The sequence below is a fragment of the Lentzea sp. NBC_00516 genome, from assembly GCF_036346835.1.
GTDB classification, from domain to species: domain Bacteria; phylum Actinomycetota; class Actinomycetes; order Mycobacteriales; family Pseudonocardiaceae; genus Lentzea; species Lentzea sokolovensis.
This window is the reverse complement of sequence record NZ_CP107840.1, coordinates 5,297,694-5,323,473: the sequence shown is the minus strand read 5'-3', so window position 1 is coordinate 5,323,473 and position 25,780 is coordinate 5,297,694. Positions and strand designations below refer to the sequence as shown.

The following is a 25,780-nucleotide window of genomic DNA, read 5'->3' as shown; positions in this document are numbered from 1 at the left end:
TCGGAGCCATGACGAGAAAGAAGTCCGGACTGGTCCTGCTGATCCTGTCGATGGTCTACGCGGCCGTCATCGCCCTGCTGGCGGTCGCCGATTCGAGCTTGCTCACCCCCGTCGCGATCGCCGGGGGAGCGTTGCTCGGCATCGGCTGGGCAACCGTCGGCTACCTGTCGAACCAGAAGGCTTAGGCGGCGACGGTCTGCCGCGCCAGGGCGAAGTCGTACCGGTCCAGGACGAGCTGCGCGACCTCGACGTCGTCACCCAACGGCCGCGCTACGACGGCGTCGCCCGCGAGCGTCGCCACCTTGTCCGGCAGCAGGCCAGGAGCGAGGAACCACGACGACACGGCGATCTTCGTGGCCCCCCTCATCCGCAACCGCTCGATCGCCTCGGGCACGGTCGGCGACGCGATCGACGCGAACGCCGCCTCCACGCCTGCCCAGCCCGACTCGTGAGCCCAGCGCCGGGCCACGCGCGCCACGGCCTCGTTCGCCGGAGCGTGCGAGGACCCGGCGCCGGCCAGCACCACACCCAGGTTCTTGTCCCCGAACGAGACCCCGGCCTCGGACAGCCGGCGCAGTGCGGCCGACTCCAGTCGCGGGTCCGGGCCCAGCACATCGGTGACGACGGCAGGCACCCGAGACTCGGCCACGGCGGCCGGCACGTCGACGCGGGCGTGATAAGCCTTGCCCAGCAACAAAGGCACGACCACCGCGGGCTCGCGCAACACGTCGTGAAGCCGAGGCGCGCACAGGTCGAGGAAGCAGCCGCGCACGTCCAGCTCGGGCCGCAACGACCGCACCACGTCCAGCAGAGCGTGGATCGATGCGGCCGAGCGGGGATCCCGACTGCCGTGCGCTACGGCGACAAGCGGAGTCACAGCGCCCCCGTCAGACCACGAGCCCGCAGCACGGCGCGCTCCAACGGACGGAACAGCAGCAGCTCGATCCCGATGCCCACCAACAGGATCAGGAAGATCGCCGCGATCACCATGTTGATGTCGTTCAACGACGACCCGTTGTGCAGGTACTGCCCGAGACCGATGCCGAGCTGGGGCGAGGTCGCGATGATCTCCGCGGCCATCAGCGACCGCCACGAGAACGCCCAGCCCTGCTTCAGACCGGCCAGATAGCCGGGAAGAGCCGCCGGAAGCAGGATGTGCCGAGCCGAAGCCAGCCGTCCCGCGCCCAACGCGCGTCCCACCCGAGGCAGCAGCGGCGGAATCTGGTCGATACCGGCCACCAGCCCGTTCGCGATGGACGGCACCGAGCCCATGAGCACCACGAAGTAGATCGTGGACGGCGTGACGCCGAACCACAGGATCGCGGCCGGAACCCAGGCGACGGAGGGAAGCGACTGCAGACCGGTCAGCAACGACCCGATCGCCGCCCGCACCACCCGCACCTTGGCGACCAGCAGACCCAGCGGCGTGGCGATCAGCACCGCCGCGAGGAACCCGAGCACCGCGCGGTGCAACGAGGTCCACAGGATGCCGAACGCCTCGCCGGTGGAGATCGAGCGGACGAGCTCGTTCCACACGTTGACCGGGGCGGGCAGCTGGAACTCCGGCAGCAGAGCCGAGGCCCAGAGTCCCTGCCACACGCCCAAAAGCAGTGCGAAGGCGATGATCGGTGGCACGCCGGTCTTCAGGAAACGCTGACCCAGCGACGCTCTGTGCGCCTCGATAGGCGCATCCAGTGCGTCGAGACCAGCGCCGACCTTGTCGAGCGTGTCAGGAGGCGTGGCCACTGATGACCTCTCGCAGATGAGTGTTGATCTCGTCCAGAACCTCGTCACGCGAGTCCGTCACGTCCCACTCGCGCACGACGCGGCCAGGACGTGACGACAGCAGCACCACCCGCTGGCCGAGTCGCACGGCCTCGCGCACGTCGTGCGTCACGAAGATGATCGCGGTGTTCGTGGTCTCCCACACCCGGATCAGCTCGGCCTGCAGCACGTCGCGCGTGATGGCGTCGAGCGCGGCGAACGGTTCGTCCATCAGCAGCAGGGCGGGAGCGCCGTCGGAGGACACGGTGGTGGACGCCAGCGCGCGAGCCAGAGCCACGCGCTGACGCATACCACCGGAAAGCTCGTGCGGACGCTTGTCCGCGACGTCGCCGAGCCGCACCAGTTCGAGCAGCTCCTGAGCGCGACGCCTGCGCGCCAGACGGCCGACACCGGCGAACCGCAGCGCCAGCTCGACGTTGCGCGACGCCGTCAGCCACGGCATCAGAGCGGGTTCCTGGAACATCACGGCAGGGCGCGAGGTGTTGATCTGCAACTCACCCGACGTCGCGGCGTCCAGGCCCGCGACGATGTTCAGCAGCGTGCTCTTGCCGCAGCCGGAAGCGCCGAGAAGGCACACGAACTCACCCGGCTTGACCTTGAGGTCGACGCCGTCGAGCGCCACCACGGCCGAACTGCCGTGGCCGAACACCTTGCGGACTCCCGTCAGTTCGACGGCGACGTCCACAGTGGACCGAACAGTGGTCTCGAGCGTGGCGGTCATGGTCGTGTGCCTTCCCCTCAACGACTCGGAACTACTTCTTGTCCAGGCCCGCTGCTTGGACCTGCGGCTTGCCCTGTGCCTGCAGAACCTTGTTCAGCAACGTGAAGTCGGCGTACCCGGCGACGTTCGCGGCCTCCTTGGCCACCCCGGCGGTCACGGCGTCCTTCGCGAGCTGCGGGAAGTGCTTGGCCTGCGCGTCGGTGGTCAGCTCGATGTTGTCCCACGCGGCGTCGAGGATCTTGTCGCCGAGCTTCTTGGACGTGAGCTTCTCCAGCGCGGCGTTGGCGGCCTTCTTCGCCTCGTCCTTGTTCGCCTTCGCCCAGTCGATCGCCGCGACGTGGCCCTTCAGCACGGCCTCGACCGTCTCCGGGTGCTCCTGCAGGAACTTCGTCCGCACGATGACCACGGTGGTCGGGAACGCCCCGCCGTCCCACAGCGTCTTCTCGTCGAGCAGCACCTTGCCGCCACCCTCGTTGACGATGCGCGCCGACCACGGCTGCGGCGCCCAGGCTGCCTGGATGTCGCCCTTCTTGAACAGGTCGAGCGACGCGGCGTTCTCCACGTTCTGCACGGTGACCTGGCCGGTCAGGTTCTTCTCCGCCAGGTACTTCTTCAGCGACACGTCCTGCGTGTTCGCGAGCTGCGGCGTGGCGACGACCTTGCCCTTGAGCTCCTCGATCGAGTTGATCTCGGGCTTCACCACGAGCTGCGCACCACCCGAGGTGGCACCCGCGATGAGCTTCACGGCCTCGCCCTTGGACTTCGCGTAGGCGTTGATCGCCGGTCCTGAGCCGATGTAGGCGATGTCGAGGGACTCGCCCAGCAGGGCGTTCACCTCGTCGGGGCCCGCGTTGAACGTCTGCGTCGTCAGCTTGGTGCTGCCCAGCTCCTTGGCGTACAGGCCCTGCTCGACGCCGATCAACGCGGCGGCGTGGGTGATGTTCGGGAAGTACCCGAGGCGGACCTCGGCGGCGGCACCCTTGGACTCGGCGGCGGGGGTCTCACCGCTGCCGGCGCGGCTGCAACCGGACAGGGCTGTCAGTGCGATCAGTGTGACGGCGATGGCGGGCTTGAGGTTCACGGGGAAATGGCCTTTCAGGGACCGGGGGAGACGAGGGCGTGGTCGTCGGGGGTGGCGTTGACGCCACCCCCGGTACAGCTCTCCACGCCGTCCTCAAGCAGCGGCAGCGGAGCCCCGACCAGTCCGGCGGCGAGCGTGGAACCATCGCTCGCGTCGATCACCAGGAAGGACCCGGTGCGCCGGCTGAAGCTGTAGTCGTCCAGCGGAACGGGCTCGGCGAGGCGCAGAGCCACTCGGCCGATCTCGTTGAGCTCCAACGAACTGGGGCTGTCCACACTGGACAGGTTCTGCTCGTCGAAGCGGTCGCGCAGGTCGGTGACCATCGCCTGCACGGTGCGCGTGCCGTGCTTGACGAGGACTCGGGCGCCGGGTCGCAGCGGCTTCTCCGCGAGCCAGCAGAGGGTGGCGTCCAGTTCGTCGGTGACCGTGGGCTCGTTGCCCGCCACCGAGATCAGGTCACCGCGGGAGATGTCGATGTCGTCCGCCAGCAGCAGCGTGACGGACTGGCCCGCCGCCGCCTCGGTCAGTTCGCCATCGGCTGTGTCGATCTTCGTGACCGTCGAGCGACGGCCCGACGGCAGCACCACGATCTCGTCGCCCGGCTTGACCGTGCCGGCCGCGATCAGACCGGCGTAACCCCGGTAGTCGAGGTGCTCGGCCGTGCGCGGGCGGATCACGTACTGCACCGGGAAGCGGAACGGGGCGTCGTGCGGGTCGGGCTCGACCGGCACGTTCTCCAAGTGCTCCAGCAGGGTCGGGCCGGAGTACCACGGCGTGTTCACGGACTTGTCCACCACGTTGTCGCCCGCCAGCGCGGACACCGGGATCTGAACGACCGCGTCCTCGGTGTAGCCGAGTGCCGTGGCGTGAGCGGTGAACTCCTTGGCGATGCGGGAGAACGTCACCTCGTCGTAGTCCACGAGGTCGATCTTGTTGACCGCGAGGACGAGCCGGGGCACGCCCAGCAGCGCGAGAACCGCCGCGTGGCGCCGGGTCTGCTCGATGACGCCCTTGCGCGCGTCGACGAGCAGCACCGCCAGCTGCGCGGTGGAGGCGCCGGTGACCGTGTTGCGGGTGTACTGCACGTGGCCGGGGGTGTCCGCGAGGACGAAGCTTCGTTTCGGCGTCGCGAAGTACCGGTACGCCACGTCGATCGTGATGCCCTGCTCGCGTTCCGACCGCAGGCCGTCGACCAGCAGTGACAGGTCCGGCGTCGCGAGACCCCGGTCGGCGCTCGCCCGGTGGACGGCGTCGAGCGTGTCCGCGAGCACGGACTTGGTGTCGTAGAGCAACCTGCCGACGAGCGTGGACTTTCCGTCGTCCACGCTGCCAGCGGTAGCCAACCTCAACAGGTCGCTCATTTAGAAGTAGCCCTCCCGCTTGCGGTCTTCCATGGCGGCCTCGGACAGCCGGTCGTCGGCCCGCGTGGCGCCGCGCTCGGTCAGTCGTGACGCGGAGACCTCGGCGATCACCGCTTGGATGTCGGCGGCGTCGGACTCGACGGCGCCCGTGCAGGAGCCGTCACCGACCGTGCGGTAGCGAACTGTCTTGCGCAGCAACGTTTCGCCGTCGCGCACCGTGCCCCACGGGCCTTCGGCGAGCCACATGCCGTCGCGCAGGAACACGTCGCGCTGGTGCGAGTAGTAGATGTCCGGGAGCTCGATGCCCTCGCGCTCGATGTAGTTCCAGACGTCGAGCTCGGTCCAGTTCGACAGTGGGAACACGCGGACGTGCTCACCGGCGCGATGCCGGCCGTTGTAGAGGTTCCACAGCTCAGGGCGCTGGCGCTTCGGGTCCCACTGGCCGAACGCCGTGCGCAGGCTGAAGATCCGCTCCTTCGCGCGGGCGCGTTCCTCGTCCCGGCGGCCGCCGCCGAACACCGCGTCGTACTTGTGCTGCGTGATGGAGTCCAGCAGCGGCACGGTCTGCAACGGGTTGCGGGTGCCGTCCGGACGCTCTTCCAGTCGGCCGTCGTCGATCCAGTCCTGGACCTTCGCGACCTCCAGACGCAGCCCGTGTTGCGCGACGACGCGGTCGCGGAACTCGATGACCTCGTCGAAGTTGTGCCCGGTGTCGACGTGCAGCAGCGGGAACGGCACCGGCGCCGGGTAGAACGCCTTGATCGCGAGGTGCAGCAGCAGCGTCGAGTCCTTGCCGCCGGAGAAGAGGATCACCGGCCGGTCGAACTCTCCCGCCACCTCGCGGAAGATGTGGATCGCCTCGGATTCGAGACGTGCCAACGTGTCGAGCGCGAGTGTCATCCGTGCAACCCACATTCCGTCTTGGACTGACCGGCCCACCGGCCGCTGCGGGCGTCCTGTCCCGGCAGCGGCTTCGCGGTGCACGGCAGGCAGCCGATGGAGGGATAACCCTCCTGCACCAACAGGTTCTCGAGGACGCCCTTCTCCTGGATGTAGGCGTTGAACTCGTCGTCGCTCCACGGCGCGATCGGGTTGATCTTCACCAGGCCGTTGCGGTCGTCCCACTGCACGATCGGCGTGTTCGCCCTGGTCGGCGCGTCCACGCGGCGCACGCCGGTGACCCACGCGTCGTACTTCGCGAGCTCCCGGCGCAGCGGCACGACCTTGCGCAGGTTGCAGCACTTGGCCGGATCCGACTGGTACAGCAGGCCGAACTCCGCCTCCTGGTCCGCGACGGACTGCTCGGCCGCGGCGTTCACGATCCGCACGTCCGGGTAGACGACACCGACCGCGTCCCGCACGCCGATCGTCTCCGGGAAGTGGTAGCCCGTCTCCAGGAACAGCACGTCGAAGTTCGGCTTCACCTTGGCGGCCAGGTCGATCAGCACGGCGTCCTGCATGTTGGAGGCGACGATGTAGTTGTCGCCGAACGTCCGCGCCACCCACTCCAGCGCCTCTTCGGCGTTCGCGTCCCTCAGCTCCAGTTCCGCGGCTTCGGCGACGATCTTGAGGTCTTCCTTGAGATCGCTCACTTCTTCACCTCCTGCGGCAGGTTGAGCCCGACGAACGAGACCTTGAAGACGCGGCGGCACCCGGTGCACAGCCACGCGTAGCTGGGTTCCTCCTGCGGCCGGAGGTCCTCGTCGCCGCAGTAGGGGCAGTAGAACGGCGTCGCCCTCTCACTCATCGCAGCCTCCGCTGAGACACGTACGTCGGCTGGCGGTCATCGCAGCGAACCCTCTTCCGCCCGGCCGACCCACTGCGCGAACCGCTCGTCCTCCTCGCGCTGGGCGACGAAGTTCCGCACGATCCGCTCGACGTACTCGGGCAGCTCGTTCGCCGTCACCTTGTGGCCGCGCAACTTCCGGCCGAACCCGGCGTCGAGGCCGAGGCCGCCGCCGAGGTGCACCTGGAAGCCCTCGACCTGGTTGCCCTGCTCGTCCGTGACGATCTGGCCCTTGAGACCGATGTCCGCGGTCTGGATGCGGGCGCAGGAGTTGGGGCAGCCGTTGATGTGCACGGTGATCGGCGCCGTGACGCCGTCGACGATGTCCTTGAGGTTGGCCTCGAGCTGCGTGACCAGGTCGTTGGCGCGGGCCTTGGTCTCGACGATCGCGAGCTTGCAGAACTCGATGCCGGTGCAGGCCATGATGCCGCGACGCCACGGCGACGGGTCGACCTGCAGGCCGAGCTTCGCGAGACCGCTCTTGAGCTCGGGGATCTCGGACTCGGCGACGTCCAGCACGATGATCTTCTGCTGCGGCGTGAAGCGGACGCGCGTGGAGCCCGCCCGTTCGGCGATCTTCGCGACCTCGACCAGGATCGAGCCCGAGACGCGGCCCGCGACCGGCGCGGCACCGACGTAGTACAGGCCGTCCTTCTGCCTGTTCACACCGATGTGGTCCAGTTGCTGCTTCAGGGTCTCCGGCGCCGGGCCGTCGATCATCTTGCGCTTGAGGTACTCGTCCTCCACGACCTGGCGGAACTTCTCCGGGCCCCAGTCGGCGACGAGGAACTTGATGCGCGCACGGTGGCGCAGCCGGCGGTAGCCGTAGTCGCGGAAGACGGAGATGACCGCCTCCCACACGTCCGGCACCTCGTCGAGCGGCACCCAGGCGCCCAGACGCTTGCCCAGCATGGGGTTCGTGGACAGGCCACCGCCGACCCAGAGGTCGAAACCGGGGCCGTGCTCGGGGTGGTTCACGCCGACGAACGCGATGTCGTGGATCTCGTGCGCGACGTCCTGCAGGCCCGAGATGGCGGTCTTGAACTTGCGCGGCAGGTTCGAGAACCGCGGGTCGCCGATGTAGCGCTCGAGGATCGTGTCGATCGCCGGCTGCCCGTCGATGATCTCGTCCCGCGAGATGCCCGCGACCGGCGAGCCGAGGATGACGCGCGGGCTGTCGCCACACGCCTCCATCGTCGTCAGGCCAACGGCTTCGAGCTTCTGCCAGATCGTGGGAACGTCCTCGATCGCGATCCAGTGGTACTGGATGTTCTGCCGATCGGTGATGTCCGCGGTGTCACGCGCATAGGTCTGCGAGATCTCGCCGAGGACCTTCAACTGCTGCGTGGTGAGCGCGCCACCGTCGCTGCGGACGCGCATCATGAAGTACTCGTCGTCCAGCTCTTCCGGCTCCAGCGTGGCCGTGCGGCCGCCGTCGATGCCGGGCTTGCGCTGTGTGTACAGCCCGTACCAGCGGAAACGTCCGCGCAGGTCGGCTGGGTCGATCGAGTCGAAACCACCGTGGGCGTAGATGTTCTCGATGCGGGTGCGGACGTTGAGCGGGTTGTCGTCCTTCTTGCTCCGCTCGTTGGGGTTCAGCGGCTCTCGGTAACCGAGTGCCCACTGTCCCTCGCCGCGACGCTGCTTGGCGCGCGGTGACGTCTGCGGCGGGACCATCGCCATCCTCCGGGGTTTCGAGGCGCTCGGTGCGCATGCGAGCCCGGAGGTGCTTGTGGTGGGGGCGTCGTCAGCGCGCCGGGCGCCGACGGGAACAAATCAGCGCGCGGTCAGGCCGAACGACGGCACATCGCGCTGGAGACACGACGGAAGTCGACGTGGCGGCGGGCCACGAGGCGGACTCCAGTCGAATGCATGTCCCCAGTGTGCCCCGCGTCCAGTACCTGGTCCACCAACAACCGAATGCTGGGATTGACGAGGGGAAGTTGACATCCTAGGCTGGTTTCACTCCGTAATACTTCTGTCACCGACAGATACTTTCCCTGGTCGAACACCGCCATTCGGGCCGTGTAGGGGACACTGGGAGTCATGCCCTCCGCTTTGCCCGAAGGCGAGCCCGCGCCCGCCGACGGTGCGCTTCCCGCTTCCGCTCTCGCCGGTGTCGGTTCCCGCCCGTTCGGCATCTACGTGCACGTGCCGTTCTGCGCGACCCGCTGCGGCTACTGCGACTTCAACACCTACACGCCCGGCGAACTGGGTACTTCCGCCTCACCCGAGTCGTGGCTGGAGGGCCTGCGCCGCGAACTGGACCTGGCCGTGTCCGTTCTCGGGACCGCTCCGCTGGCCGAAACCGTGTTCGTCGGTGGCGGTACGCCATCTTTGCTGGGCGCTTCGGGTCTCGGCGAGGTGCTGGACGCGGTGCGTCAGTCGTTCGGCCTGGCTCCCGGCGCCGAGGTGACCACCGAGTCGAACCCCGAGTCGACGTCCGTTCCGTTCTTCGAGGGCATCCGTTCAGCCGGCTACACGCGCGTGTCGCTGGGCATGCAGTCGGCCGCGCGGCACGTTCTCGCTGTGCTGGACCGCAAGCACACCCCCGGCCGTCCGGGGGAAGCGGCGCTGGAGGCCAGGAAAGCCGGCTTCGAGCACGTGAACCTGGACCTGATCTACGGCACGCCGGGGGAGCGCCCCTCCGATCTGGCTTCGTCGCTGGACGCCGTGCTGGCCGCGGGCGTCGACCACGTGTCCGCCTACGCGTTGATCGTGGAGGACGGCACGGGTCTGGCCCGCCGCATCCGCCGCGGCGACCTGCCCATGCCGGACGACGACGTGCTGGCGTCGTCGTACGAGATGGTCGATTCCGTTCTGAGCGGCGCCGGGTTCTCCTGGTACGAGGTGTCGAACTGGGCCACTTCGGTGGAAGCCCAGTGCCGGCACAACGTCCTGTACTGGAAGGGCGCGGACTGGTGGGGCTTCGGGCCCGGTGCGCACAGCCACGTCGGCGGAGTGCGCTTCTGGAACGTGAAGCACCCGGCCCGCTACTCGTCCCTGCTGGCCGAGGGCACGTCGCCCGCCGCCGGTCGCGAGCAGTTGTCGGCCGAGGATCAGCGCGTCGAGCGCGTGCTGCTGGAACTGCGCCTCGCCGAAGGACTGCCCGTCGACGTGCTGGACGACGCCGGTCGTGAGGAGGCCAAGCAGGCCATCGCCGACGGACTGCTGGAGCCGTACGACGACCGCTGCGTGCTGACCGACCGCGGTCGCCTGCTCGCCGACGCCGTGGTCAGGCGCCTGCTGCCGTGATCACCGGGCGCGCAGGTCGTGCTGACTGCGCACCTCGACGATCTCCTGGCCTTCTTTCTCGTACGTCACCGTGCCCCACCAGAGCCCGTCCTCCCGGCGGGCCTCTTCCCAGACAACCGTGCCCCTCCACCACTCGTCGCCGCTGAGCACCAGGCATGGTTTGCCGGGTGGCCGCAGCCACACCACGTTGTCCACGTTTGGACCCTAGCGACCGCCACCGACAAAAACCGGAGGCCGGATCGAGCACGACTTCAGAGGGGGCACCGGGCAGGAAATCGGCTGGGTAAACTCGGGAGCAGTGGACACGGAGGTGAACAGCGATGAACGCCGATGAGCGTCGGTTCGAAGTGTTGCGCGCCATCGTCGCCGACTACGTGTCCAACCAGGAGCCCGTCGGGTCGAAAGCCCTGGTCGAGCGGCACAACCTGGGTGTGTCGAGCGCGACCGTGCGCAATGACATGGCCGCGCTGGAGGACGACGGGTACATCGCCCAGCCGCACACCAGCGCCGGGCGCGTGCCGACGGACAAGGGCTACCGGCTCTTCGTCGACAAGCTGAGCGAGATCAAGCCGCTCTCGCAGGCCGAGAAGCGGGCGATCCGGAGTTTCCTCGACGGGGCGATCGACCTCGACGACGTGATGCGCCGCAGCGTGCGGTTGCTCGCGCAGCTGACCAGGCAGGTGGCGGTGATCCAGGTGCCGACGCTGTCGCGTGCGGCCGTGCGTCACCTGGAGGTGCTGCCGATCACGCCGTCGCGGCTGATGCTGGTGCTGATCACCGACACCGGCCGCGTCGACCAGCGGATCGTCGAGCTCGGGGACGTGATCAGCGAGGAGCACACGGCGCAGTTGCGCGGCGTGCTGAACCAGGCGATGGCGGGACAGCGGCTGGCCGAGGCCAGTGCCAAGGTCGCCGAACTGCCGGACGAGGTTCCGCCGAACCTGCGCGACCCGATGCTGCGGGTCGCTACTGTGCTCATCGAGACGCTGGTGGAGCACCCGGAGGAACGGCTCGTGCTCGGCGGTACCGCGAACCTCACGCGCAACATCACCGACTTCCCCGGCTCGCTCCGGCAGGTGCTGGAGGCGTTGGAGGAGCAGGTCGTCGTGCTCAAGCTGCTCGCCGCCTCCCGCGACCCCGGTCGCGTGCTGGTGCGCATCGGCGAGGAGAACGAGGCCGCTGAGATGCGCAGCACTTCCGTGGTGTCCATCGGCTACGGCAGCCGTGACAATCCGCTCGGGGGCCTGGGCGTCGTCGGACCGACGCGCATGGACTACCCCGGAAACATGGCGGCCGTCCGCGCGGTCGCCAACTACGTCGGTGAGATCCTGACCGGTCGTTGACCACACGTACTTGCAGTAGTTGATGAACATGAAAGCGAACAAGGTGGCCAGGGATTACTACGGCATCCTCGGTGTCTCGCAGGACGCGACGCAGGATGAGATCAAGCGCGCCTATCGCAAGCTCGCCAGGCAGCTGCACCCGGACGTCAATCCCAACGAGGAGGCCCGCTTCAAGGAGGTGACGGCCGCCTACGAGGTGTTGTCGAACCCCGAGAAGCGCCGCGTCGTCGACCTGGGAGGCGACCCGCTCGACTCGGGCGGCGGTGGCCGTCCCGGTGGAGACCCGTTCTCCGGCTTCGGCCTCGGCGACATCATGGACGCGTTCTTCGGCGCCTCGACCGGTGGTGGCCGTGGTCCGCGCAGCCGTGTGCAGCCCGGTTCCGACGCGCTCATCCGGCTCGACATGACGCTGGAGGAGTGCGCGGCGGGCGCCACCCGTGAGCTGACCGTCGACACGGCGATCCTGTGCGACCGCTGCCACGGCGCGGGCACCCAGAACAACTCCAAGCCCGTCCAGTGCGACACCTGCCACGGCCGCGGTGAGGTCCAGTCGGTGCAGCGCTCGTTCCTCGGCCAGGTCGTGACGTCACGGCCGTGCCCGGTGTGCCGCGGCTACGGCGAGGTCATCCCCGACCCGTGCCAGCAGTGCGCCGGCGACGGCCGCACGCGGTCGCGCCGCACGATCTCCGTGAACATCCCCGCCGGTGTCGCCGAGGGCATGCGCGTGCGCCTCGCGGGCCAGGGCGAGGTCGGTCCCGGCGGCGGCCCGGCAGGCGACCTCTACGTCGAGGTCGAGGAGCACCCGCACGAGATCTTCGAACGCGACGGCGCCGACCTGCACTGCATCGTCCAGATCCCGATGACGACGGCCGCCCTGGGCGCCACGTTGCCGTTGAAGACCCTGGACGGCGAGGAAGAACTGCAGATCGACCCCGGCACGCAGCCGAACACGCAGCTCGTCATGACGGGCCGCGGCATGCCGAAGCTGCGTTCCACCGGCCGCGTCGACGGCCGCGGCGACCTGCACGTGCACCTCGAGGTCCTCGTGCCGACCAAGCTCGACGCCGCCCAGTCCGCGTTGCTGCGCGACCTCGCCGAGATGCGCGGCGAGAACGAGCCCTCCCTGTCCCACAACGGCAAGGGCGGCGGCGGACTGTTCTCCCGCCTGCGTGCCTCGCGCGGCAACCGATGACACTGCCCGTCTTCCTCGTCTCGTCGTTGCCGGCGGGCGAGGAGTTCGTGCTGGACGGCCCGGAAGGCCGCCACGCCGCGACGGTGAAGCGTCTGCGCGTGGGCGAGGAACTCGTGCTGTCGGACGGATCCGGCGCCCAGGTGCGGTGCTCGGTGACGGCGGTGGAGCGCGACTCCTTGGCGTTGCGCGTGGTCGAACGCTGGGTGGAGCCCGAACCGGCGCCGCGCGTGGTGCTCGCCCAAGCGCTGGTGAAGGGCGACCGCGGCGAACTCGCGGTCGAACTCGCCACCGAGGCCGGAGTGGACGGCGTGGTGCCGTGGCGCGCCGCCCGGTGCATCACCAAGTGGGAGGACGGGCCGCGCGGCGCGAAAGCGTTGGGACGCTGGCGATCCACCGTGCGCGAGGCGGCGAAGCAGGCCCGCCGTTCGCGCGTGCCGGCGGTCGACGAACCCGTGAGCACGACTCAGCTCTCTCAGCGCGTGTCGTCGTCCGCGTTGACGCTCGTGTTGCACGAGAGCGCGACCGAACGGCTTGCCGACGTCCCGTTGCCCGAATCCGGAGACGTGCTGCTCGTCGTGGGACCTGAAGGCGGAATCACGCCGGAGGAACTCGACGCCCTGCGATCTTCGGGTGCACGGATCGTCCGATTGGGCCCAACCGTTCTGCGTGCATCTACCGCCGCAGCGGTTGCTCTTGGTGCCATTGGGGTGCGTACAGCTCGGTGGTGACCCCGATCACTCCTGGGATGAACATCGGATGGATTGGCTTGACGGAAGTTGTAGCGAATCCCAGGCCGATGGGGTTACCCTGGTTTCCAGAGGGGCTGATTGGTCTATCCGGAAACGGAGTAGACGATTAGACCTTCTGACCAAAAGACTCGCCGGACACCTCCCCCCTCGGTCCGGCGTCGGCGCCTCGCGGCGAAGCGACCCCCAGGCTTCGGACCGCGAGGCGCCCCTTTTGGTTTTGGTGCTGGCTGCTCGGCGCTGGCGCGCCTTCGCCGCCTGCACCAAAAGGGTGTCCTTTGGGGGCCGAGCCCCCAAACCCCACGCCGGGGGCAAGCCCCCGGACCCCCGGCCACCTCGCCTTCGGCATCGGGTGGCCCATCAGGTGCATGAGGCGCGGCCCGCTTAACTTGCCTATGGGCGGCGGTTGCTGGCCGTTGTTGTGTCTTCCTTGTTATTTATTGGCGTTGACGTAAGTTCTGCGTGTGCAGCGAATTGCTTACGGTGACCATCCCAGTCAGTTTGGCGAGCTTTACCTTCCTGATGGTGTTGCTCAGGGTGCTGTTGTCGTCATTCACGGTGGTTTTTGGCATCAGCGGTATGGCTTGGAACTTGGTCGGCCCCTTGCGGACGTGCTTGTCGCCGACGGATTCGCTGTCTGGAACATCGAGTACCGGCGAGTTGGCGGTGGTGGTGGGTGGCCGCGGACCGGTGAGGACGTGCTCGCGGCCATTGACGCTGTCGACATCGGGCCTGTCGTCGCGCTCGGGCACAGTGCTGGAGGGCACCTCGCTGTGTGGGCGGCCAAGCACAGCGCGCGAGTGGTCGGAGCGGTGGCTCAGGCCGCGGTGCTGGACTTCACGCGGCACATCACGCCGCGGGCGCTGGAGCTGTGCACCGAGGAGCAGTTCGCGGAGGCCTCGCCGGCCGCGCTGGTTCCCATCGGCAAGCCGGTGGTGTGCGTGCACGGTGACCAGGACGAGGACGTCCCGGTCGAGCAGTCCATCGGGTTCTGCGCGGTGGAGCCACAGGCCGAACTCGTTGTGGTGGAAGGGGCCGGGCACATGGACGTGATCACGCCGGGCACCGAGTCGTGGGAGAGGTGCCGCGCGGCTGTCGGGCGCCTTGCGGGCGGCTGCTAGAAAGGGCCGGTGCCGAAGGTTGTCGACCATGAGGAACGCCGCCGCGAACTCGCCGAGGCCGTGTGGCGCATCGTGCAGCGGGACGGGATAGACCACGCTTCCGTGCGCGCCGTCGCGGCCGAGTCCGGGTGGTCGAGCGGGTCGCTGCGGCACTACTTCCCGACGCAGGACGCCTTGCTGGGGTTCGCGATGGAACTCGCGTACCGGCGGTTCATCGCGCGGCTGGAGAAGATCGACACCTCGGCCGGGAACAGGGAGGTGCTGCGGTCCTTCGCTCACGAGATGCTGGCGATGGACGACGATCGGCGGGTCGAGGCGGCGGTGCTGTTGTCGTTCCTGCCGCGGGCGATGGTGGAGCCGTCGTTGCACGAGCTGGAACGTGTCGGCACGCGCGGGTTGTACGCCGAGATCGCGCGCGTTCTCGTTGCCTCACAGGAAGCCGGTGAGCTGCGGGACGGCGTCGTGCCGATGAAGGCCGCACGGCGGTTCATCGTGCTGATCGACGGGCTCAACATCCACCACGGGCTCGGGCCCGACGAGCTCACGGTCGACGACATGATCGAGGCCGTCGACGAGCAGCTGGACCGGCTGTTCGTTTAGCTTGGGGCATGTCCTGTTTGTTCTGCCGGATCGTCGCCGGTGAGATTCCCGCGACGATCGTGCACGAGACCAAGACGACGCTGGCGTTCCGCGACATCCAGCCCAAGGCGCCCGTGCACGTGCTGCTGATTCCGCGCGAGCACGTGCCGAACGCCGTCGACCTGAACGGCGACCAGCTCGGCGACCTCTTCGCCGCGGCGCGAGAGGTCGCCGACGCCGAGGGGGTGGCCGAATCGGGATACCGGCTGCTGTTCAACACCGGGCCGGACAGCGGGCAGGAGGTCTTCCACGCCCACCTGCACCTGCTGGGCGGCAAGCGTCTCTAACCGAGGGCCTGCAGCAGCGGTGCGTGGTAGCGGGTGCGGTCGCCGGGCAGGGTTTCGGCGCCCCGGACCATCCAGACGGCCTCACCCCACGACTCCATGCCGTGTTTCCGGACGTACGCGATCACTTCTGGGTCGTGCACGTCCACTCGCACACGGCCGTTGCCGACGGCCGAGTCGGCGATGAGCGCGCACGCGTCGGTCGGGGAGTCCGCGATGACCGGGCCGATCAGGAGGAGGTCGTCGCGCACGCGCCACGACCCGGCGATGCCGTGGTCGGAGACCCTGACGGATCCCCTGGTGAGCAACGACTCCCACAGGAACGGCCGCGTGAGACCGGTGACCTTGATGTCGAGTGCGACGAGGTCGTCGAGGTCGGCGTGCGTGGCGATATGCGATATATCGGCTGCCGGGCCCGTGAACTGGCCTGTGTGGATGTCGGTGAAACCCACGGCGTGGAAGCCGAGCTGTTCGTAGAGCGAGCGACCCATCGGCGTCGCGAACAACGTCGAGACGCCCGTATCCAATACATGGGACACCAGTCGGCGGGCGTGGCCCTGGCGTGCGGCGCGTTCGGCCACCAGCACCATGCTGACCGACGCCAGTTCCGGATAACGCGTCACGATCGTCGTGCCGACGAGGCCGTGCTCGTCGAACAGGCCCCAGCCCTCGCCGTGCGTGAGCAGGAACTCCCACTTGGTCTCATCGCGCGACCACGACCGGCTCTCGGCCAGGTCGGAGCACGCGGGGAGGTCGTCCAGGTCGAGTCGTCGCAGTTCCACAGATTCCCCAGTCATCCCAGCGCGAGCGACGCGGGCGCGAAATAACGCGCACGATCGCCGCCGACATCGTCCACGCCGTGCACCATCAGGGTGCAGCTCCCGCGCACCTCGTAACCCTTGCCCAGCAGGAACGCCGCCACGTCCGGGTCGCTGACGTCGACGCGGGAGGGCCCGGCGCCGGCGACCACGTCAACGATGATCTCGCACGCCGCCGCCGCGTTCGGTGCCACCAACGGCCCGATGACCAGCGTCTCACCCGTGCGCCGCGTGCAGACGAAGCCGTCCTCCGCGATGTGGGGCGTGTACACCGACGACGGACCGAACACGTGCGCCCAGAACGCTTCCCGCGTGAACCCGCTCGCCGCCTGGTCCAGCGCCACCACCGCGGGCAGATCGGCGTGCGTCGCCCGCCGCGTCACTCCGGTCGCCGCGCCATCGAGTTCGCCGTGGTGTGCCGAGGCTTGCCCGACCGAGTGAAAGCCGAGCCGCCGGTACAGCGGTTCACCCATCGCCGTCGCGTACAACACCGAAGGTCCCGTATCCAATACATCGGACATCAGTGCGCCCGCGATGCCCCTGCGCCCGGCCCACGAGCCGACCAGCACGCCGCTGATCGCCTGCATCTCGGGATACGGCGTGACCACGGTCGTGCCGAGCAACCCCGTCTCGTCGAAGGCGCCGAAGCCCGGACCGAGCGACAGCAACATCTCCCACTGCGCGGGCGTCCAGCTCCAACCCCGGTCCGTGATCAGCTTCATGCACTCGGGTATGTCGTCGACACCAAGCCTGCGGATCTCCACAGCTCCTGAGCACACACCGTGAGCAATGCGCTAGCCACCCATTTTCGGCCGGACTAGCATCGACGGCACCAGATCCGAGCGACAGGAAGCAGGCCGGGGCCACGTGGCCGACGAAACACAGCAGAGCAACAAGGAAGGTCAGTCCCGGTTCGCCGTGCCGGAAGGTGCGGTGCTCACGCTGCTCGGGTCGCGCGACGAGAACCTCCGGCTCGCGGAGGAACTGCTCGACGCCGACGTGCACGTGCGCGGGAACGAGATCACCTTGTCCGGCGACCCCGCCGACGTGGCCTTCGCCGAGCGCGTCTTCTCCGAGCTGATCACCCTCGCGGGCCGCGGACAGGCGATCGACAAGAACGCCGTCCGCCGCATCGTCGCGATGCTCAGCGCGAACGAGGCCGAGTCGCCCGCCGAGGTGCTGAGCCTCGACATCGTGAGCCGCCGCGGCCGCACGATCAGGCCGAAGACGCTGAACCAGAAGCACTACGTCGACGCGATCGACAAGAACACGATCGTGTTCGGCATCGGCCCCGCCGGCACCGGCAAGACCTACCTCGCCATGGCCAAGGCCGTGCAGGCGTTGCAGGCCAAGCAGGTCAACCGGATCATCCTCACCCGCCCGGCCGTCGAGGCCGGCGAGCGCCTGGGCTACCTGCCCGGCACGCTCTACGAGAAGATCGACCCGTACCTGCGCCCGCTCTACGACGCGCTGCACGACATGGTCGACCCGGAGTCGATCCCGCGCCTCACGCAGGCAGGCACGATCGAGGTCGCACCGCTCGCGTTCATGCGCGGCCGGTCCCTGAACGACGCGTTCATCATCCTGGACGAGGCGCAGAACACGACGCCCGAGCAGATGAAGATGTTCCTCACCCGCCTCGGCTTCGGCTCGAAGGTGGTCGTCACGGGTGACATCACCCAGGTCGACCTCCCCGGTGGCCAGCGCAGCGGTCTGCGGGTCGTCAAGGACATCCTCGAAGGCGTCGACGACGTGCACTTCTCGACGTTGACCAGCCAGGACGTGGTGCGCCACCGCCTGGTCGGCGACATCGTGGACGCGTACGACAAGTGGCAGGTCCAGCAGGACCTCGTCGACCAGAACGGGCAGCACCACGGACCCGGTGCGCGCCGGGGGAACCAGCGGCGAGGACGATAGGCGCCGTGAGCATCGAGATCGCCAACGAGTCGGGTGTCGGAGTCGACGAAGGGTCCATCGTCTCCGCCGCCCGCTTCGCGCTGGACCGCATGGGCGTGAGCCCGCTGGCCGAGTTGTCCGTGCTGCTCGTGGAGCTGGACGTGATGGCCGACCTGCACGAGCGCTGGATGGACCTGCCGGGTCCGACGGACGTCATGGCCTTCCCCATGGACGAGCTGGACTCCGCGCGCCGTCCCGACGCGGCGGGCCTCGGCCCGGCGCTGCTCGGGGACATCGTGCTGTGCCCCGCGTTCGCCAAGGACCAGGCCAAGAAGGCGGGCCACGGCCTGCTGGACGAGCTGCACCTGCTGACCGTGCACGGCGTGCTGCACCTGCTCGGCTACGACCACGCCGAGCCCGCGGAGGAACGTGAGATGTTCACGTTGCAGAACCGCATCCTCGGTGACTTCCGCACCGCGCGGGACGAGGCAGAGCGGGCCGCTCACCAGCGCAGCACCGACGACAAGGTGCTCGGCGCGGTCGGCCTGGACGAGAAGAACGAAGAAGCCTGACGCGATGACCGCGAACCCTGCCAGTGTGATCGTGCTGGCCGTTCTGCTCGTGCTCGCCGCCGGACTGTTCGCGTGTGTGGATGCCGCTCTCGGCACCGTGTCACGCGCACGAGTGGAGGCCCTGCAACGGCAGGGTCGCTGGGGCACCGGGCAGTTGCTGCACGTCCTCAACGACCGGCCACGGCACGTCAACCTGTTGTTGCTGCTGCGCCTGGCCTGCGAGATGTCGGCGGCCGTGCTGACCACGACGGTGTTCCTCGACTTCGTGGAACAGGACGGCCTCGCTGTCCTGTACGCCTGCCTGAGCATGCTCATCGTGTCGTACGTGCTCGTCGGCGTCGGGCCGCGCACCCTCGGCCGTCAGCACCCGTACGCCGTGAGCCTGCTCGCGGCCGGCACCGTCCGGCAGCTCGGGCGCGTGCTCGGGCCGTTGTCCAAGTTGCTGATCCTCATCGGTAACGCCATCACGCCCGGCAAGGGCTTCCGCGAGGGTCCGTTCAGCTCCGAGGTCGAGCTGCGCGAGCTGGTCGACATGGCGCAGGAACGCGGCGTCGTGGACGAGGGCGAGCGCGAGATGATCCACTCGGTGTTCGAGCTGGGCGACACCATCACGCGCGAGATCATGGTGCCGCGCACCGAGATCGTGTGGATCGAGCAGTCCAAGTCGCTGCGGCAGGCGCTCGCGCTGTCGTTGCGCACCGGCTACACCCGCGTCCCGGTGATCGGCGAGAGCGTCGACGACGTGCTCGGCGTGGTGAACCTCAAGGACATGATGCGGGCCACGCTCGCCGAGGGCGAGGACCCGAAGTGCGTCTCCGAGCTGATGCGCCCGATGAGCTTCATCCCGGACTCGAAGCCCATTGCTGACCTGCTGCGCGAGATGCAGGTGTCGCGCAGGCACATGGCGATCGTCGTGGACGAGTACGGCGGCACCGCCGGCCTGCTGACCATCGAGGACATCCTCGAGGAGATCGTCGGCGAGATCACCGACGAGTCCGACACCGAGGACCGCCCGCCGATCGAGCACCTGGAGGACGGCGCGGTGCGGGTCAGCGCGCGCCTGCCGGTGGACGACCTGGACGCGTTGTTCGGCACCGACCTCGACGACCACGAGGTCGAGACCGTGGGCGGCCTGCTCGCGCAACGGCTCGGGCGCGTGCCGCTGCCCGGTACCGAGGCGGAGATCGCCGGCCTGCGCATGCGGGCCGAGGGCGGCAAGGACGAACGCGGCCGCATCCGGGTCACGACGGTGCTCGTACGCCCCGCGCAGAAGGAGAACGAAGATGACTGACGTAGATCCGGAGAACGCCAAGCTCGTGACGCTCGCGCGGTCAGTCCGCGCACGCAACGGCGCCGCGGAAGGCGCGGCGGTGCGGGACCTCGACGGCCGCACCTACAACGCCTCCACGGTCTCGTTGCCGTCGCTGAAGCTCACCGCGCTGCAGGCGGCCGTCTCGGCGGCCGTGTCGAGTGGCGCGCAGGGACTGGAGGCGGCGGCGGTCGTCACCGAGGCGTCCCAGGTGGACGAGGCGTCGCTGGCGGCGGTGCGCGATCTCACGCAGTCAGGGCCGGTGCTCCTCGCGAGCGTTTCCGGTGAGGTGCGCGACCAGTTCTAGGTGGCCGGAAGGCCCCGCGAACGGCCATAACCAGCAAGAGGGACAATGGACGGATGGATGGTTACCGCTCCGGGTTCGCGTGCTTCGTCGGCCGCCCGAACGCAGGGAAGTCGACGCTGACGAACGCGCTGGTGGGCACGAAGGTCGCCATCACGTCCAGCAAGCCGCAGACCACCCGCCACACGATCCGCGGCATCGTGCACCGCGAGGACGGCCAGCTCGTGCTGGTCGACACCCCCGGTCTGCACCGGCCGCGCACGTTGCTGGGCCAGCGGCTCAACGACCTGGTGCGCGAGACGTGGTCGGAGGTCGACGTCGTCGGCTTCTGCGTGCCCGCGGACCAGAAGGTCGGCCCCGGTGACAAGTTCATCGCCGCCGAGCTGGAGAAGGTCGCCAAGCGCACGCCCGTGCTGGGCATCGTCACCAAGACGGACCTGGTGTCGCAGCAGCAGGTGATGGAGCAGCTGCTCGCGCTGCAGAAGATCATGGAGTTCGCCGAGATCATCCCGGTGTCCGCGGTGGACGGCTTCCAGGTCGACACGCTGAGCGACCTGCTGCTGAAGAAGCTGCCGGAGGGCCCTCAGCTGTTCCCGGACGGCGACCTGACCGACGAGCCCGAGCAGACCCTCGTCGCCGAGCTCATCCGCGAGGCCGCGCTGGAGGGTGTGCGCGACGAGCTGCCGCACTCCATCGCCGTCGTGGTGGAGGAGATGGCGCCGCGCGAGGGTCGCAACGACCTGATCGACATCCACGCGTTCGTGTTCGTGGAGCGGTCGTCGCAGAAGGCGATCATCCTGGGTCACCGGGGTGAGCGGCTCAAGCAGGTCGGCATGGAGGCCCGCAAGCAGATCGAGCGGCTGCTGGGCAGTCGTGTCTACCTGAACCTGCACATCAAGATCGCCAAGGACTGGCAGCGGGACCCGAAGCAGTTGCGCCGCCTGGGGTTCTGATGGCACATCTGTACGGCGACACCGGGATCGTGCTGCGCGTGCAGAAGCTCGGTGAAGCGGACCGGATCATCACGTTCCTGACCCAGAAGCACGGCAAGCTCCGCGCCGTGGCCAAGGGCGTGCGCCGCACGTCGTCGAAGTTCGGCGCGCGGCTGGAGCCGTTCTGCCACGTCGACGTGCAGTTCCACCCCGGCCGGTCGCTCGACATCATCACGCAGGTGCAGACGCTGGACGCGTTCGGCGTCGGCATCGTCACGGACTACCAGCGCTACACGGCCGCGTGCGCGATCCTCGAGACCGCTGATCGCCTCACGGCCGAAGAGGGCGAACCGGTCTTGCGGCTCTACATGCTCGTGGCCGGGGCGTTGAGGGCGTTGTCGAACGGGGAGCGTGACCCGTCGCTGCTGCTGGACGCGTTCCTCATGCGCGCGATGGCGTTCGCGGGATGGGCGCCCGCGGTGAACGAGTGCGCGAAGTGCGGCAATCCCGGTCCGCACCGGGCGTTCAGCGTCCAGGCCGGTGGCTCGTGCTGTCCGACCTGCCGTCCGGCCGGCTCCTCGTCGCCCTCCCCGGACACGCTGGCGTTGCTCTCGGCGCTGCTGCACGGCCAGTGGACCGTGGTCGACGAGATCCCGCACATCGCCCGCCGCGACGCGAGTGGCCTGGTCGCGGCGCACCTGCAGTGGCACCTCGAACGGCAGCTGCGGTCGTTGCCTCTGGTCGAGCGAAAGGCGCAGCCGGCGGACGGCTAATGTGGCTGCTACCGACAACGGTTTTCGCTCGAAAGGTATCTGGTCCCATGCTGCGTCGCCGCCGCTCTGAGCGTGAGAAGCGCGTTCCGCGCCCGCCGGAGCCGCACGAGTCCGGTGCGACGCCTCCGGACATCCCGGCCGATCTGGTGCCCAAGCACATCGCGATCGTGATGGACGGCAACGGCCGTTGGGCGAACCAGCGCGGACTGTCGCGGGTGGAGGGCCACAAGCGCGGTGAGCAGGTCGTGCTCGACGTCGCGAAGGGCTCCATCGAGCTGGGCGTGAAGTGGCTTTCGCTGTACGCCTTCTCCACCGAGAACTGGAAGCGCAGCCCCGAAGAGGTCCGCTTCCTGATGAACTTCAACCGCGACGTGATCGCCCGCCGCACCGACGAGCTGGACGAGATGGGTGTCCGCATCCACTGGGCCGGCCGCTCGCCGCGCCTGTGGGGCAGCGTCATCAAGCAGCTGCAGGAGGCCGAGGTCCGCACGGCCGAGAACACCGTGCTGAACCTCGTGATGTGCGTGAACTACGGCGGCCGCGCGGAGATCGGCGACGCCGCCCGCGAGGTCGCACGCCTGGTCGCCGCCGGGAAGATCAACCCGGACAAGGTCGACGAGCGCACCCTCGCGAAGTACATGTACAAGCCGGAGATGCCGGACGTCGACCTGTTCATCAGGCCGTCCGGTGAGCAGCGGATCTCGAACTTCCTGCTGTGGCAGTCCGCGTACGCCGAGATGGTCTACCAGGACATTCTCTGGCCCGATTTCGACCGCCGCGACCTGTGGCGCGCCTGCGAGAAGTTCGCGGACCGCGACCGTCGCTTCGGCGGTGCCGTCGACAAGCCCGGTGAGGAGGTGGCGTCGTCGTGAACGCGAGTGGTGAGGCCCTGGAGGCCGCACGCAAGGCGTTGGAGCTGTTCCACGACGTCTCCGTGGACGATGACGGCGCGCTGAGCTTCCGCCACGGCGACGTGCCGTGCGCGGTGCAGGGCATGGAACTTGCCGAAGGGCTGACTGTTCTCTCGCTGACGGTCGTCGTCGCGTGGGACCTGCCGGCCGAGGCGGCAGGGTGGGTCGCTGAACGCGCTGGTCAAGGCCTGTTCGGAACGCTCGGCGTGATTCATTCCGAACGCGGCACGGACGTGATGTTGCGCTACGCGTTCCCGGCGGACGGCCTCAAGCCGGAACCGCTCAGCACGCTCCTCATGTTGGTCGTCTCGACCGCGTCGCAGGTGCGCGGCGAGCTCCTCTCCCGCTTTTCTTGAGAAAGGACCCTTCCATGGGTGGCGTGATCATTTACGAGCCGGAAGAGGACTCGGACGTCAACGAGTTCCCGTGGACCGTCACGTTCGAGCCCTCGGGCGGCGACGACTGGGACTCGTTCATCTGCGGCCCGTACGAGCGTGACCACGCCGTCGCGCTGGCCGAGGCGGTGGCGCTCGACGACGCCGAAGGCGGCGTGCTGGCCATCGTGAAGCCGATGCTGCCCGCGCTGTCGGCGGAGGACGTTTCCGCCACGATCGACGAACTCCGCGAAGCCGCCCTCGAAGAAGAGGCCGACGCCGAGGAGACCGTCAACGGCACTCCCGTCGACTTCGACGACGACGACCTCGAAGAGGAGGAGGCGGAGTTCGACGAGCCGCCCTCGCCCGAGGAGATCCGCGAGGGCATGGCGCGCCAGTACCGCCGCCTGCTGGACCTGGACGCGGACGCGGAATGACGATCACCGGCGAGATCCGCTCGTCGAAGCGGCGCTCAGGCCCGCCTCGGCTGAAGATCACGTCGTTGGAGGTGCTGTGCGGGATCCTTGTTCTCGCACTGCTCTTCCAGTCCAGGCTCGTCGACCTGCTCGACGTGCCGAAGCTGCGCACGGCCTCGACGGTGTTCGTGGCGATCTGCGTGCAGGCGATGCCGTTCCTCGTGCTGGGCGTGCTGATCTCGGGCGCCATCGCGGCGTTCGTACCGGCCTCGGCGCTGCGGAAGCTGCTGCCCTCGAAGACGGCGCTGGCCGTGCCCGTGGCCGGTGTCGCGGGCATCGCCCTGCCGGGGTGTGAGTGCGCCTCGGTGCCGGTGGCGAAGAGGCTCATGCAGCAGGGGGTAGCCCCGGCCGTGGCGCTGACGTTCCTGCTGGCAGCGCCCGCGGTGAACCCGATCGTGCTGGTGTCGACCGCCGTGGCGTTCAACGACACCCCGATGATGGTCGTGGCGCGGTTCGTCGGCTCGCTGCTGACCGCGATGGTCATGGGCTGGCTGTGGGTGCGCTTCGGCAAGATGGAGTGGATCGCCGAACGCGCGCTGGCGCGGCTGGGAGACCACTCGGGGCAGAACAAGTGGTCCGTCTTCGCCGAGAGCGCGCGGCACGACCTCGTGGACGCCGGCGGGTTCCTGGTGCTGGGCGGGCTGTTCGCGGCCACGTTCAAGACGTTCGTGCCGGTCGCGTGGATGCAGACGCTGGGCGGCCAGATCGTGCTCGGCGTGATCGTGATGGCCTTCCTGGCCGTCATCCTGGCGCTGTGCTCGGAGGCCGACGCGTTCGTGGCCGTCGCGTTCTCCGCGCTGCCGCTGCTGCCGCGCCTGGTGTTCCTCGTCGTCGGCCCGGCCGTCGACGTGAAGCTGATCGCGCTGCAGGCAGGTGCGTTCGGCAAGTCCTTCGCGTTCCGCTTCGCACCCGCCACGTTCGTGGTGGCGGTCTTGTGCGCCGTCGTGACAGGAGTGGTGCTGCTGTGAGGCGGGAAACCCAGAACATCCTGCTGGTTCTGCTCGGCGGCGCGCTGCTGAAGATCAGCTTCTCCGGGCTCTACCTCAGGTACGTGCAGAAGAGCCTGCTGCCGCTGCTCATCGCGGCCGGCGTGATCATGATCGGCCTCGCGCTGTTCGCGATCATCCGGGACATCCGCCGCGGCAAGGCCGCCGACGACGGCCACGAGCACTCGCACTCGTCCCGCTCGACGTGGCTGATGCTGCTGCCGGTGCTGGCGGTGTTCCTGATCTCGCCCCCGGCGCTGGGCGGCGACGTCGTCAACTCGGCCGCCGACACGAACCAGACGCAGCGCTCCCGCAACCTGCTCGGCGAGCTGCCGTCCGGCGACGTGATCCCGTTGTCCATGACGGAGTTCGTCACGCGCACGGCGTGGGACGAGTCCGGCACCCTGGACGGCCGCCGGGTGAAGCTGACCGGGTTCCTGCTGCGCGCGGACGGCGACACCTACGTCGCGCGGCTCGCGATCTCGTGCTGCGCCGCCGACGCCCGCCCGTTGAAGGTGCGGGTGACCGGGGACGTGCCCGCGCTGCCGGACGAGCAGTGGGTCGAGGTGACCGGGCAGGTCGTGCCGAAGTCGGCCTCCGAGAAGAACTCGTGGGTGCCGACCTTCACCGTGGAGTCGTTCACGGCCGTGGCCGAGCCGGTCGAGCCGTACGAGTCCTAGGCCTACAGCCCGCTCGTCACCGATATATCAGTTGCGGCGATCCCTGCCTGCCCGGCCTTTGCAACGAGTCTTTTGCGGACGAAGTCCAAAGACCTGTTGCAAAGGTGCGGGTTGGCTTGTGTGCGGGCCGTTGTGTTCCAGCGGGGTTGGTCGCGTTCCTGACGTTCGGTCGCCTTGCGAGGGTGGTCCTGCGGGTCGTGACGAAGTGCGGGGTTGCGATTGGGGCTTGACCTTGAGCCTCTGGCGGGATGCTTGACGGCCGGAAAAGGCCGGGCTGAAAAGCGCCCGGCCGTGCCCGAGAGGGGAGCATCCCGCCCCCTCAAGGTAAAGCCCCAATCGCCATGAGCGGGGTGCACCGCTTACCCGGCGGCCTAGGTTCAGACGGCTCGCTCCGCATCGCCACGCCAGGCTTCGTACGTGGTTGCTTTTGTGGGG

The 25,780-nt window shown here is 68.6% G+C and carries 31 protein-coding genes; 19 read left to right on the top strand and 12 right to left on the bottom strand.

What is annotated here, in order from left to right:
• The first annotated feature begins 8 nt into the window (after window positions 1-8).
• On the top strand, window positions 9-185 hold the full coding sequence (locus tag OG205_RS23475; RefSeq protein WP_330270250.1) for a hypothetical protein: 177 nt from the start codon (window positions 9-11) through the stop codon (window positions 183-185).
• Here the strand turns inward: OG205_RS23475 and OG205_RS23470 are convergent.
• From OG205_RS23470 to OG205_RS23430, 9 genes are read right to left on the bottom strand one after another with little or no spacing between them, the layout of a single operon-like run.
• Window positions 182-877, bottom strand: coding sequence for a sirohydrochlorin chelatase (locus tag OG205_RS23470; RefSeq protein ID WP_330270249.1), 696 nt, complete (start codon window positions 875-877; stop codon window positions 182-184). The two genes, OG205_RS23475 and OG205_RS23470, sit on opposite strands and share 4 nt — an antisense overlap.
• The gene (locus OG205_RS23465; RefSeq protein WP_330270248.1) at window positions 874-1,746 is read right to left on the bottom strand and encodes an ABC transporter permease; all 873 of its coding nucleotides are present in this window, start codon (window positions 1,744-1,746) and stop codon (window positions 874-876) included. The genes OG205_RS23470 and OG205_RS23465 overlap by 4 nt, the downstream gene beginning before the upstream one ends.
• Entirely contained in the window at window positions 1,730-2,506 is a 777-nt protein-coding gene (locus OG205_RS23460) for an ABC transporter ATP-binding protein (RefSeq protein WP_330270247.1), read from the bottom strand. The genes OG205_RS23465 and OG205_RS23460 overlap by 17 nt, the downstream gene beginning before the upstream one ends.
• Before the next feature lie 31 nt (window positions 2,507-2,537).
• Window positions 2,538-3,587, bottom strand: coding sequence for an ABC transporter substrate-binding protein (locus OG205_RS23455; RefSeq protein WP_330270246.1), 1,050 nt, complete (start codon window positions 3,585-3,587; stop codon window positions 2,538-2,540).
• Between the two features lie 14 nt (window positions 3,588-3,601).
• Window positions 3,602-4,948, bottom strand: a complete 1,347-nt coding sequence (locus OG205_RS23450; protein WP_330270245.1) for a sulfate adenylyltransferase subunit 1 — start codon at window positions 4,946-4,948, stop codon at window positions 3,602-3,604.
• Window positions 4,949-5,848, bottom strand: a complete 900-nt coding sequence (cysD, locus tag OG205_RS23445) for a sulfate adenylyltransferase subunit CysD (RefSeq protein WP_330270244.1) — start codon at window positions 5,846-5,848, stop codon at window positions 4,949-4,951.
• Complete coding sequence (locus OG205_RS23440) at window positions 5,845-6,540, bottom strand: phosphoadenylyl-sulfate reductase (RefSeq protein ID WP_330270243.1); 696 nt, start codon at window positions 6,538-6,540, stop codon at window positions 5,845-5,847. The genes cysD and OG205_RS23440 overlap by 4 nt, the downstream gene beginning before the upstream one ends.
• The gene (locus OG205_RS23435; RefSeq protein ID WP_030472080.1) at window positions 6,537-6,695 is read right to left on the bottom strand and encodes a hypothetical protein; all 159 of its coding nucleotides are present in this window, start codon (window positions 6,693-6,695) and stop codon (window positions 6,537-6,539) included. Before OG205_RS23435 ends, OG205_RS23440 begins: the two co-directional genes overlap by 4 nt.
• Before the next feature lie 36 nt (window positions 6,696-6,731).
• Window positions 6,732-8,411, bottom strand: a complete 1,680-nt coding sequence (locus tag OG205_RS23430; protein ID WP_330270242.1) for a nitrite/sulfite reductase — start codon at window positions 8,409-8,411, stop codon at window positions 6,732-6,734.
• Between the two features lie 369 nt (window positions 8,412-8,780).
• Between OG205_RS23430 and hemW the strand changes: the two genes are divergently transcribed.
• A complete protein-coding gene (gene hemW, locus OG205_RS23425; protein ID WP_330270241.1) occupies window positions 8,781-9,989 on the top strand; it encodes a radical SAM family heme chaperone HemW in 1,209 nt (402 codons plus the stop codon).
• Here hemW and OG205_RS23420 read toward each other — a convergent pair whose 3' ends face one another.
• Window positions 9,990-10,184, bottom strand: coding sequence for a hypothetical protein (locus OG205_RS23420; protein WP_319978633.1), 195 nt, complete (start codon window positions 10,182-10,184; stop codon window positions 9,990-9,992). It abuts the gene before it with no gap.
• Between the two features lie 125 nt (window positions 10,185-10,309).
• Here OG205_RS23420 and hrcA point away from each other — a divergent pair, with 125 nt between their 5' ends.
• The 6 genes from hrcA (at window position 10,310) to OG205_RS23390 (ending at window position 15,317) form a co-directional block, all read left to right on the top strand.
• Complete coding sequence (gene hrcA, locus OG205_RS23415) at window positions 10,310-11,332, top strand: heat-inducible transcriptional repressor HrcA (protein WP_330270240.1); 1,023 nt, start codon at window positions 10,310-10,312, stop codon at window positions 11,330-11,332.
• Window positions 11,333-11,375: 43 nt separating this feature from the next.
• A complete protein-coding gene (gene dnaJ / locus OG205_RS23410; protein WP_330278210.1) occupies window positions 11,376-12,524 on the top strand; it encodes a molecular chaperone DnaJ in 1,149 nt (382 codons plus the stop codon).
• Window positions 12,521-13,252 (top strand): 16S rRNA (uracil(1498)-N(3))-methyltransferase, encoded by a 732-nt coding sequence (locus OG205_RS23405; protein WP_319978631.1) that lies wholly within the window; start codon window positions 12,521-12,523, stop codon window positions 13,250-13,252. Before dnaJ ends, OG205_RS23405 begins: the two co-directional genes overlap by 4 nt.
• Before the next feature lie 482 nt (window positions 13,253-13,734).
• Window positions 13,735-14,391, top strand: a complete 657-nt coding sequence (locus OG205_RS23400) for an alpha/beta hydrolase family protein (RefSeq protein ID WP_330270239.1) — start codon at window positions 13,735-13,737, stop codon at window positions 14,389-14,391.
• 9 nt (window positions 14,392-14,400) lie between these two features.
• Window positions 14,401-14,991, top strand: coding sequence for a TetR/AcrR family transcriptional regulator (locus tag OG205_RS23395; protein WP_330270238.1), 591 nt, complete (start codon window positions 14,401-14,403; stop codon window positions 14,989-14,991).
• A gap of 8 nt (window positions 14,992-14,999) precedes the next feature.
• On the top strand, window positions 15,000-15,317 hold the full coding sequence (locus OG205_RS23390) for a histidine triad nucleotide-binding protein (RefSeq protein ID WP_330270237.1): 318 nt from the start codon (window positions 15,000-15,002) through the stop codon (window positions 15,315-15,317).
• Here the strand turns inward: OG205_RS23390 and OG205_RS23385 are convergent.
• The gene (locus OG205_RS23385) at window positions 15,314-16,096 is read right to left on the bottom strand and encodes a GNAT family N-acetyltransferase (protein WP_330270236.1); all 783 of its coding nucleotides are present in this window, start codon (window positions 16,094-16,096) and stop codon (window positions 15,314-15,316) included. The genes OG205_RS23390 and OG205_RS23385 overlap by 4 nt on opposite strands.
• A gap of 11 nt (window positions 16,097-16,107) precedes the next feature.
• On the bottom strand, window positions 16,108-16,854 hold the full coding sequence (locus OG205_RS23380; protein ID WP_330270235.1) for a GNAT family N-acetyltransferase: 747 nt from the start codon (window positions 16,852-16,854) through the stop codon (window positions 16,108-16,110).
• A gap of 145 nt (window positions 16,855-16,999) precedes the next feature.
• Between OG205_RS23380 and OG205_RS23375 the strand changes: the two genes are divergently transcribed.
• The 11 genes from OG205_RS23375 to OG205_RS23325 are packed head-to-tail and all read left to right on the top strand — an operon-like array spanning window position 17,000 to window position 25,345.
• A complete protein-coding gene (locus OG205_RS23375) occupies window positions 17,000-18,049 on the top strand; it encodes a PhoH family protein (RefSeq protein ID WP_330270234.1) in 1,050 nt (349 codons plus the stop codon).
• 5 nt (window positions 18,050-18,054) lie between these two features.
• On the top strand, window positions 18,055-18,600 hold the full coding sequence (ybeY, locus tag OG205_RS23370) for an rRNA maturation RNase YbeY (protein ID WP_030474423.1): 546 nt from the start codon (window positions 18,055-18,057) through the stop codon (window positions 18,598-18,600).
• A 4-nt stretch (window positions 18,601-18,604) separates the two neighbouring features.
• On the top strand, window positions 18,605-19,891 hold the full coding sequence (locus tag OG205_RS23365; protein WP_330270233.1) for a hemolysin family protein: 1,287 nt from the start codon (window positions 18,605-18,607) through the stop codon (window positions 19,889-19,891).
• On the top strand, window positions 19,884-20,216 hold the full coding sequence (locus tag OG205_RS23360; protein WP_319978623.1) for a cytidine deaminase: 333 nt from the start codon (window positions 19,884-19,886) through the stop codon (window positions 20,214-20,216). The genes OG205_RS23365 and OG205_RS23360 overlap by 8 nt, the downstream gene beginning before the upstream one ends.
• Before the next feature lie 53 nt (window positions 20,217-20,269).
• Window positions 20,270-21,166 carry a GTPase Era gene (era, locus tag OG205_RS23355; RefSeq protein WP_330270232.1) on the top strand — a complete coding sequence of 299 codons (897 nt, stop codon included), beginning with the start codon at window positions 20,270-20,272 and terminating at the stop codon, window positions 21,164-21,166.
• Window positions 21,166-21,918, top strand: a complete 753-nt coding sequence (gene recO, locus OG205_RS23350; RefSeq protein WP_330270231.1) for a DNA repair protein RecO — start codon at window positions 21,166-21,168, stop codon at window positions 21,916-21,918. The genes era and recO overlap by 1 nt, the downstream gene beginning before the upstream one ends.
• Before the next feature lie 47 nt (window positions 21,919-21,965).
• Window positions 21,966-22,790: an isoprenyl transferase gene (locus OG205_RS23345; RefSeq protein WP_330270230.1), complete on the top strand. Its 825-nt coding sequence runs from the start codon at window positions 21,966-21,968 to the stop codon at window positions 22,788-22,790.
• Window positions 22,787-23,185, top strand: coding sequence for a YbjN domain-containing protein (locus OG205_RS23340; RefSeq protein ID WP_189159908.1), 399 nt, complete (start codon window positions 22,787-22,789; stop codon window positions 23,183-23,185). Before OG205_RS23345 ends, OG205_RS23340 begins: the two co-directional genes overlap by 4 nt.
• 23 nt (window positions 23,186-23,208) lie before the next feature.
• Window positions 23,209-23,640, top strand: coding sequence for a hypothetical protein (locus OG205_RS23335; protein ID WP_330270229.1), 432 nt, complete (start codon window positions 23,209-23,211; stop codon window positions 23,638-23,640).
• Complete coding sequence (locus OG205_RS23330) at window positions 23,637-24,647, top strand: permease (RefSeq protein WP_330270228.1); 1,011 nt, start codon at window positions 23,637-23,639, stop codon at window positions 24,645-24,647. The genes OG205_RS23335 and OG205_RS23330 overlap by 4 nt, the downstream gene beginning before the upstream one ends.
• Window positions 24,644-25,345, top strand: coding sequence for a TIGR03943 family putative permease subunit (locus OG205_RS23325; protein WP_330270227.1), 702 nt, complete (start codon window positions 24,644-24,646; stop codon window positions 25,343-25,345). The genes OG205_RS23330 and OG205_RS23325 overlap by 4 nt, the downstream gene beginning before the upstream one ends.
• Window positions 25,346-25,780: the final 435 nt, after the last annotated feature.

Excerpts from the sequence above, each read along its gene's own strand:
- OG205_RS23345 (WP_330270230.1), top strand. The coding sequence starts at position 21,966 with ATGCTGCGTCGCCGCCGCTCTGAGCGTGAGAAGCGCGTTCCGCGCCCG.
- recO (WP_330270231.1), top strand. The coding sequence starts at position 21,166 with ATGGCACATCTGTACGGCGACACCGGGATCGTGCTGCGCGTGCAGAAG.
- hemW (WP_330270241.1), top strand. The coding sequence starts at position 8,781 with ATGCCCTCCGCTTTGCCCGAAGGCGAGCCCGCGCCCGCCGACGGTGCG.
- OG205_RS23360 (WP_319978623.1), top strand. The coding sequence starts at position 19,884 with ATGACTGACGTAGATCCGGAGAACGCCAAGCTCGTGACGCTCGCGCGG.
- OG205_RS23460 (WP_330270247.1), bottom strand. The coding sequence starts at position 2,506 with ATGACCGCCACGCTCGAGACCACTGTTCGGTCCACTGTGGACGTCGCC.
- OG205_RS23450 (WP_330270245.1), bottom strand. The coding sequence starts at position 4,948 with ATGAGCGACCTGTTGAGGTTGGCTACCGCTGGCAGCGTGGACGACGGA.
- cysD (WP_330270244.1), bottom strand. The coding sequence starts at position 5,848 with ATGACACTCGCGCTCGACACGTTGGCACGTCTCGAATCCGAGGCGATC.
- OG205_RS23405 (WP_319978631.1), top strand. The coding sequence starts at position 12,521 with ATGACACTGCCCGTCTTCCTCGTCTCGTCGTTGCCGGCGGGCGAGGAG.
- OG205_RS23365 (WP_330270233.1), top strand. The coding sequence starts at position 18,605 with ATGACCGCGAACCCTGCCAGTGTGATCGTGCTGGCCGTTCTGCTCGTG.
- era (WP_330270232.1), top strand. The coding sequence starts at position 20,270 with ATGGATGGTTACCGCTCCGGGTTCGCGTGCTTCGTCGGCCGCCCGAAC.
- hrcA (WP_330270240.1), top strand. The coding sequence starts at position 10,310 with ATGAACGCCGATGAGCGTCGGTTCGAAGTGTTGCGCGCCATCGTCGCC.
- OG205_RS23475 (WP_330270250.1), top strand. The coding sequence starts at position 9 with ATGACGAGAAAGAAGTCCGGACTGGTCCTGCTGATCCTGTCGATGGTC.
- OG205_RS23435 (WP_030472080.1), bottom strand. The coding sequence starts at position 6,695 with ATGAGTGAGAGGGCGACGCCGTTCTACTGCCCCTACTGCGGCGACGAG.
- OG205_RS23380 (WP_330270235.1), bottom strand. The coding sequence starts at position 16,854 with ATGAAGCTGATCACGGACCGGGGTTGGAGCTGGACGCCCGCGCAGTGG.
- OG205_RS23330 (WP_330270228.1), top strand. The coding sequence starts at position 23,637 with ATGACGATCACCGGCGAGATCCGCTCGTCGAAGCGGCGCTCAGGCCCG.
- OG205_RS23430 (WP_330270242.1), bottom strand. The coding sequence starts at position 8,411 with ATGGTCCCGCCGCAGACGTCACCGCGCGCCAAGCAGCGTCGCGGCGAG.
- OG205_RS23390 (WP_330270237.1), top strand. The coding sequence starts at position 15,000 with ATGTCCTGTTTGTTCTGCCGGATCGTCGCCGGTGAGATTCCCGCGACG.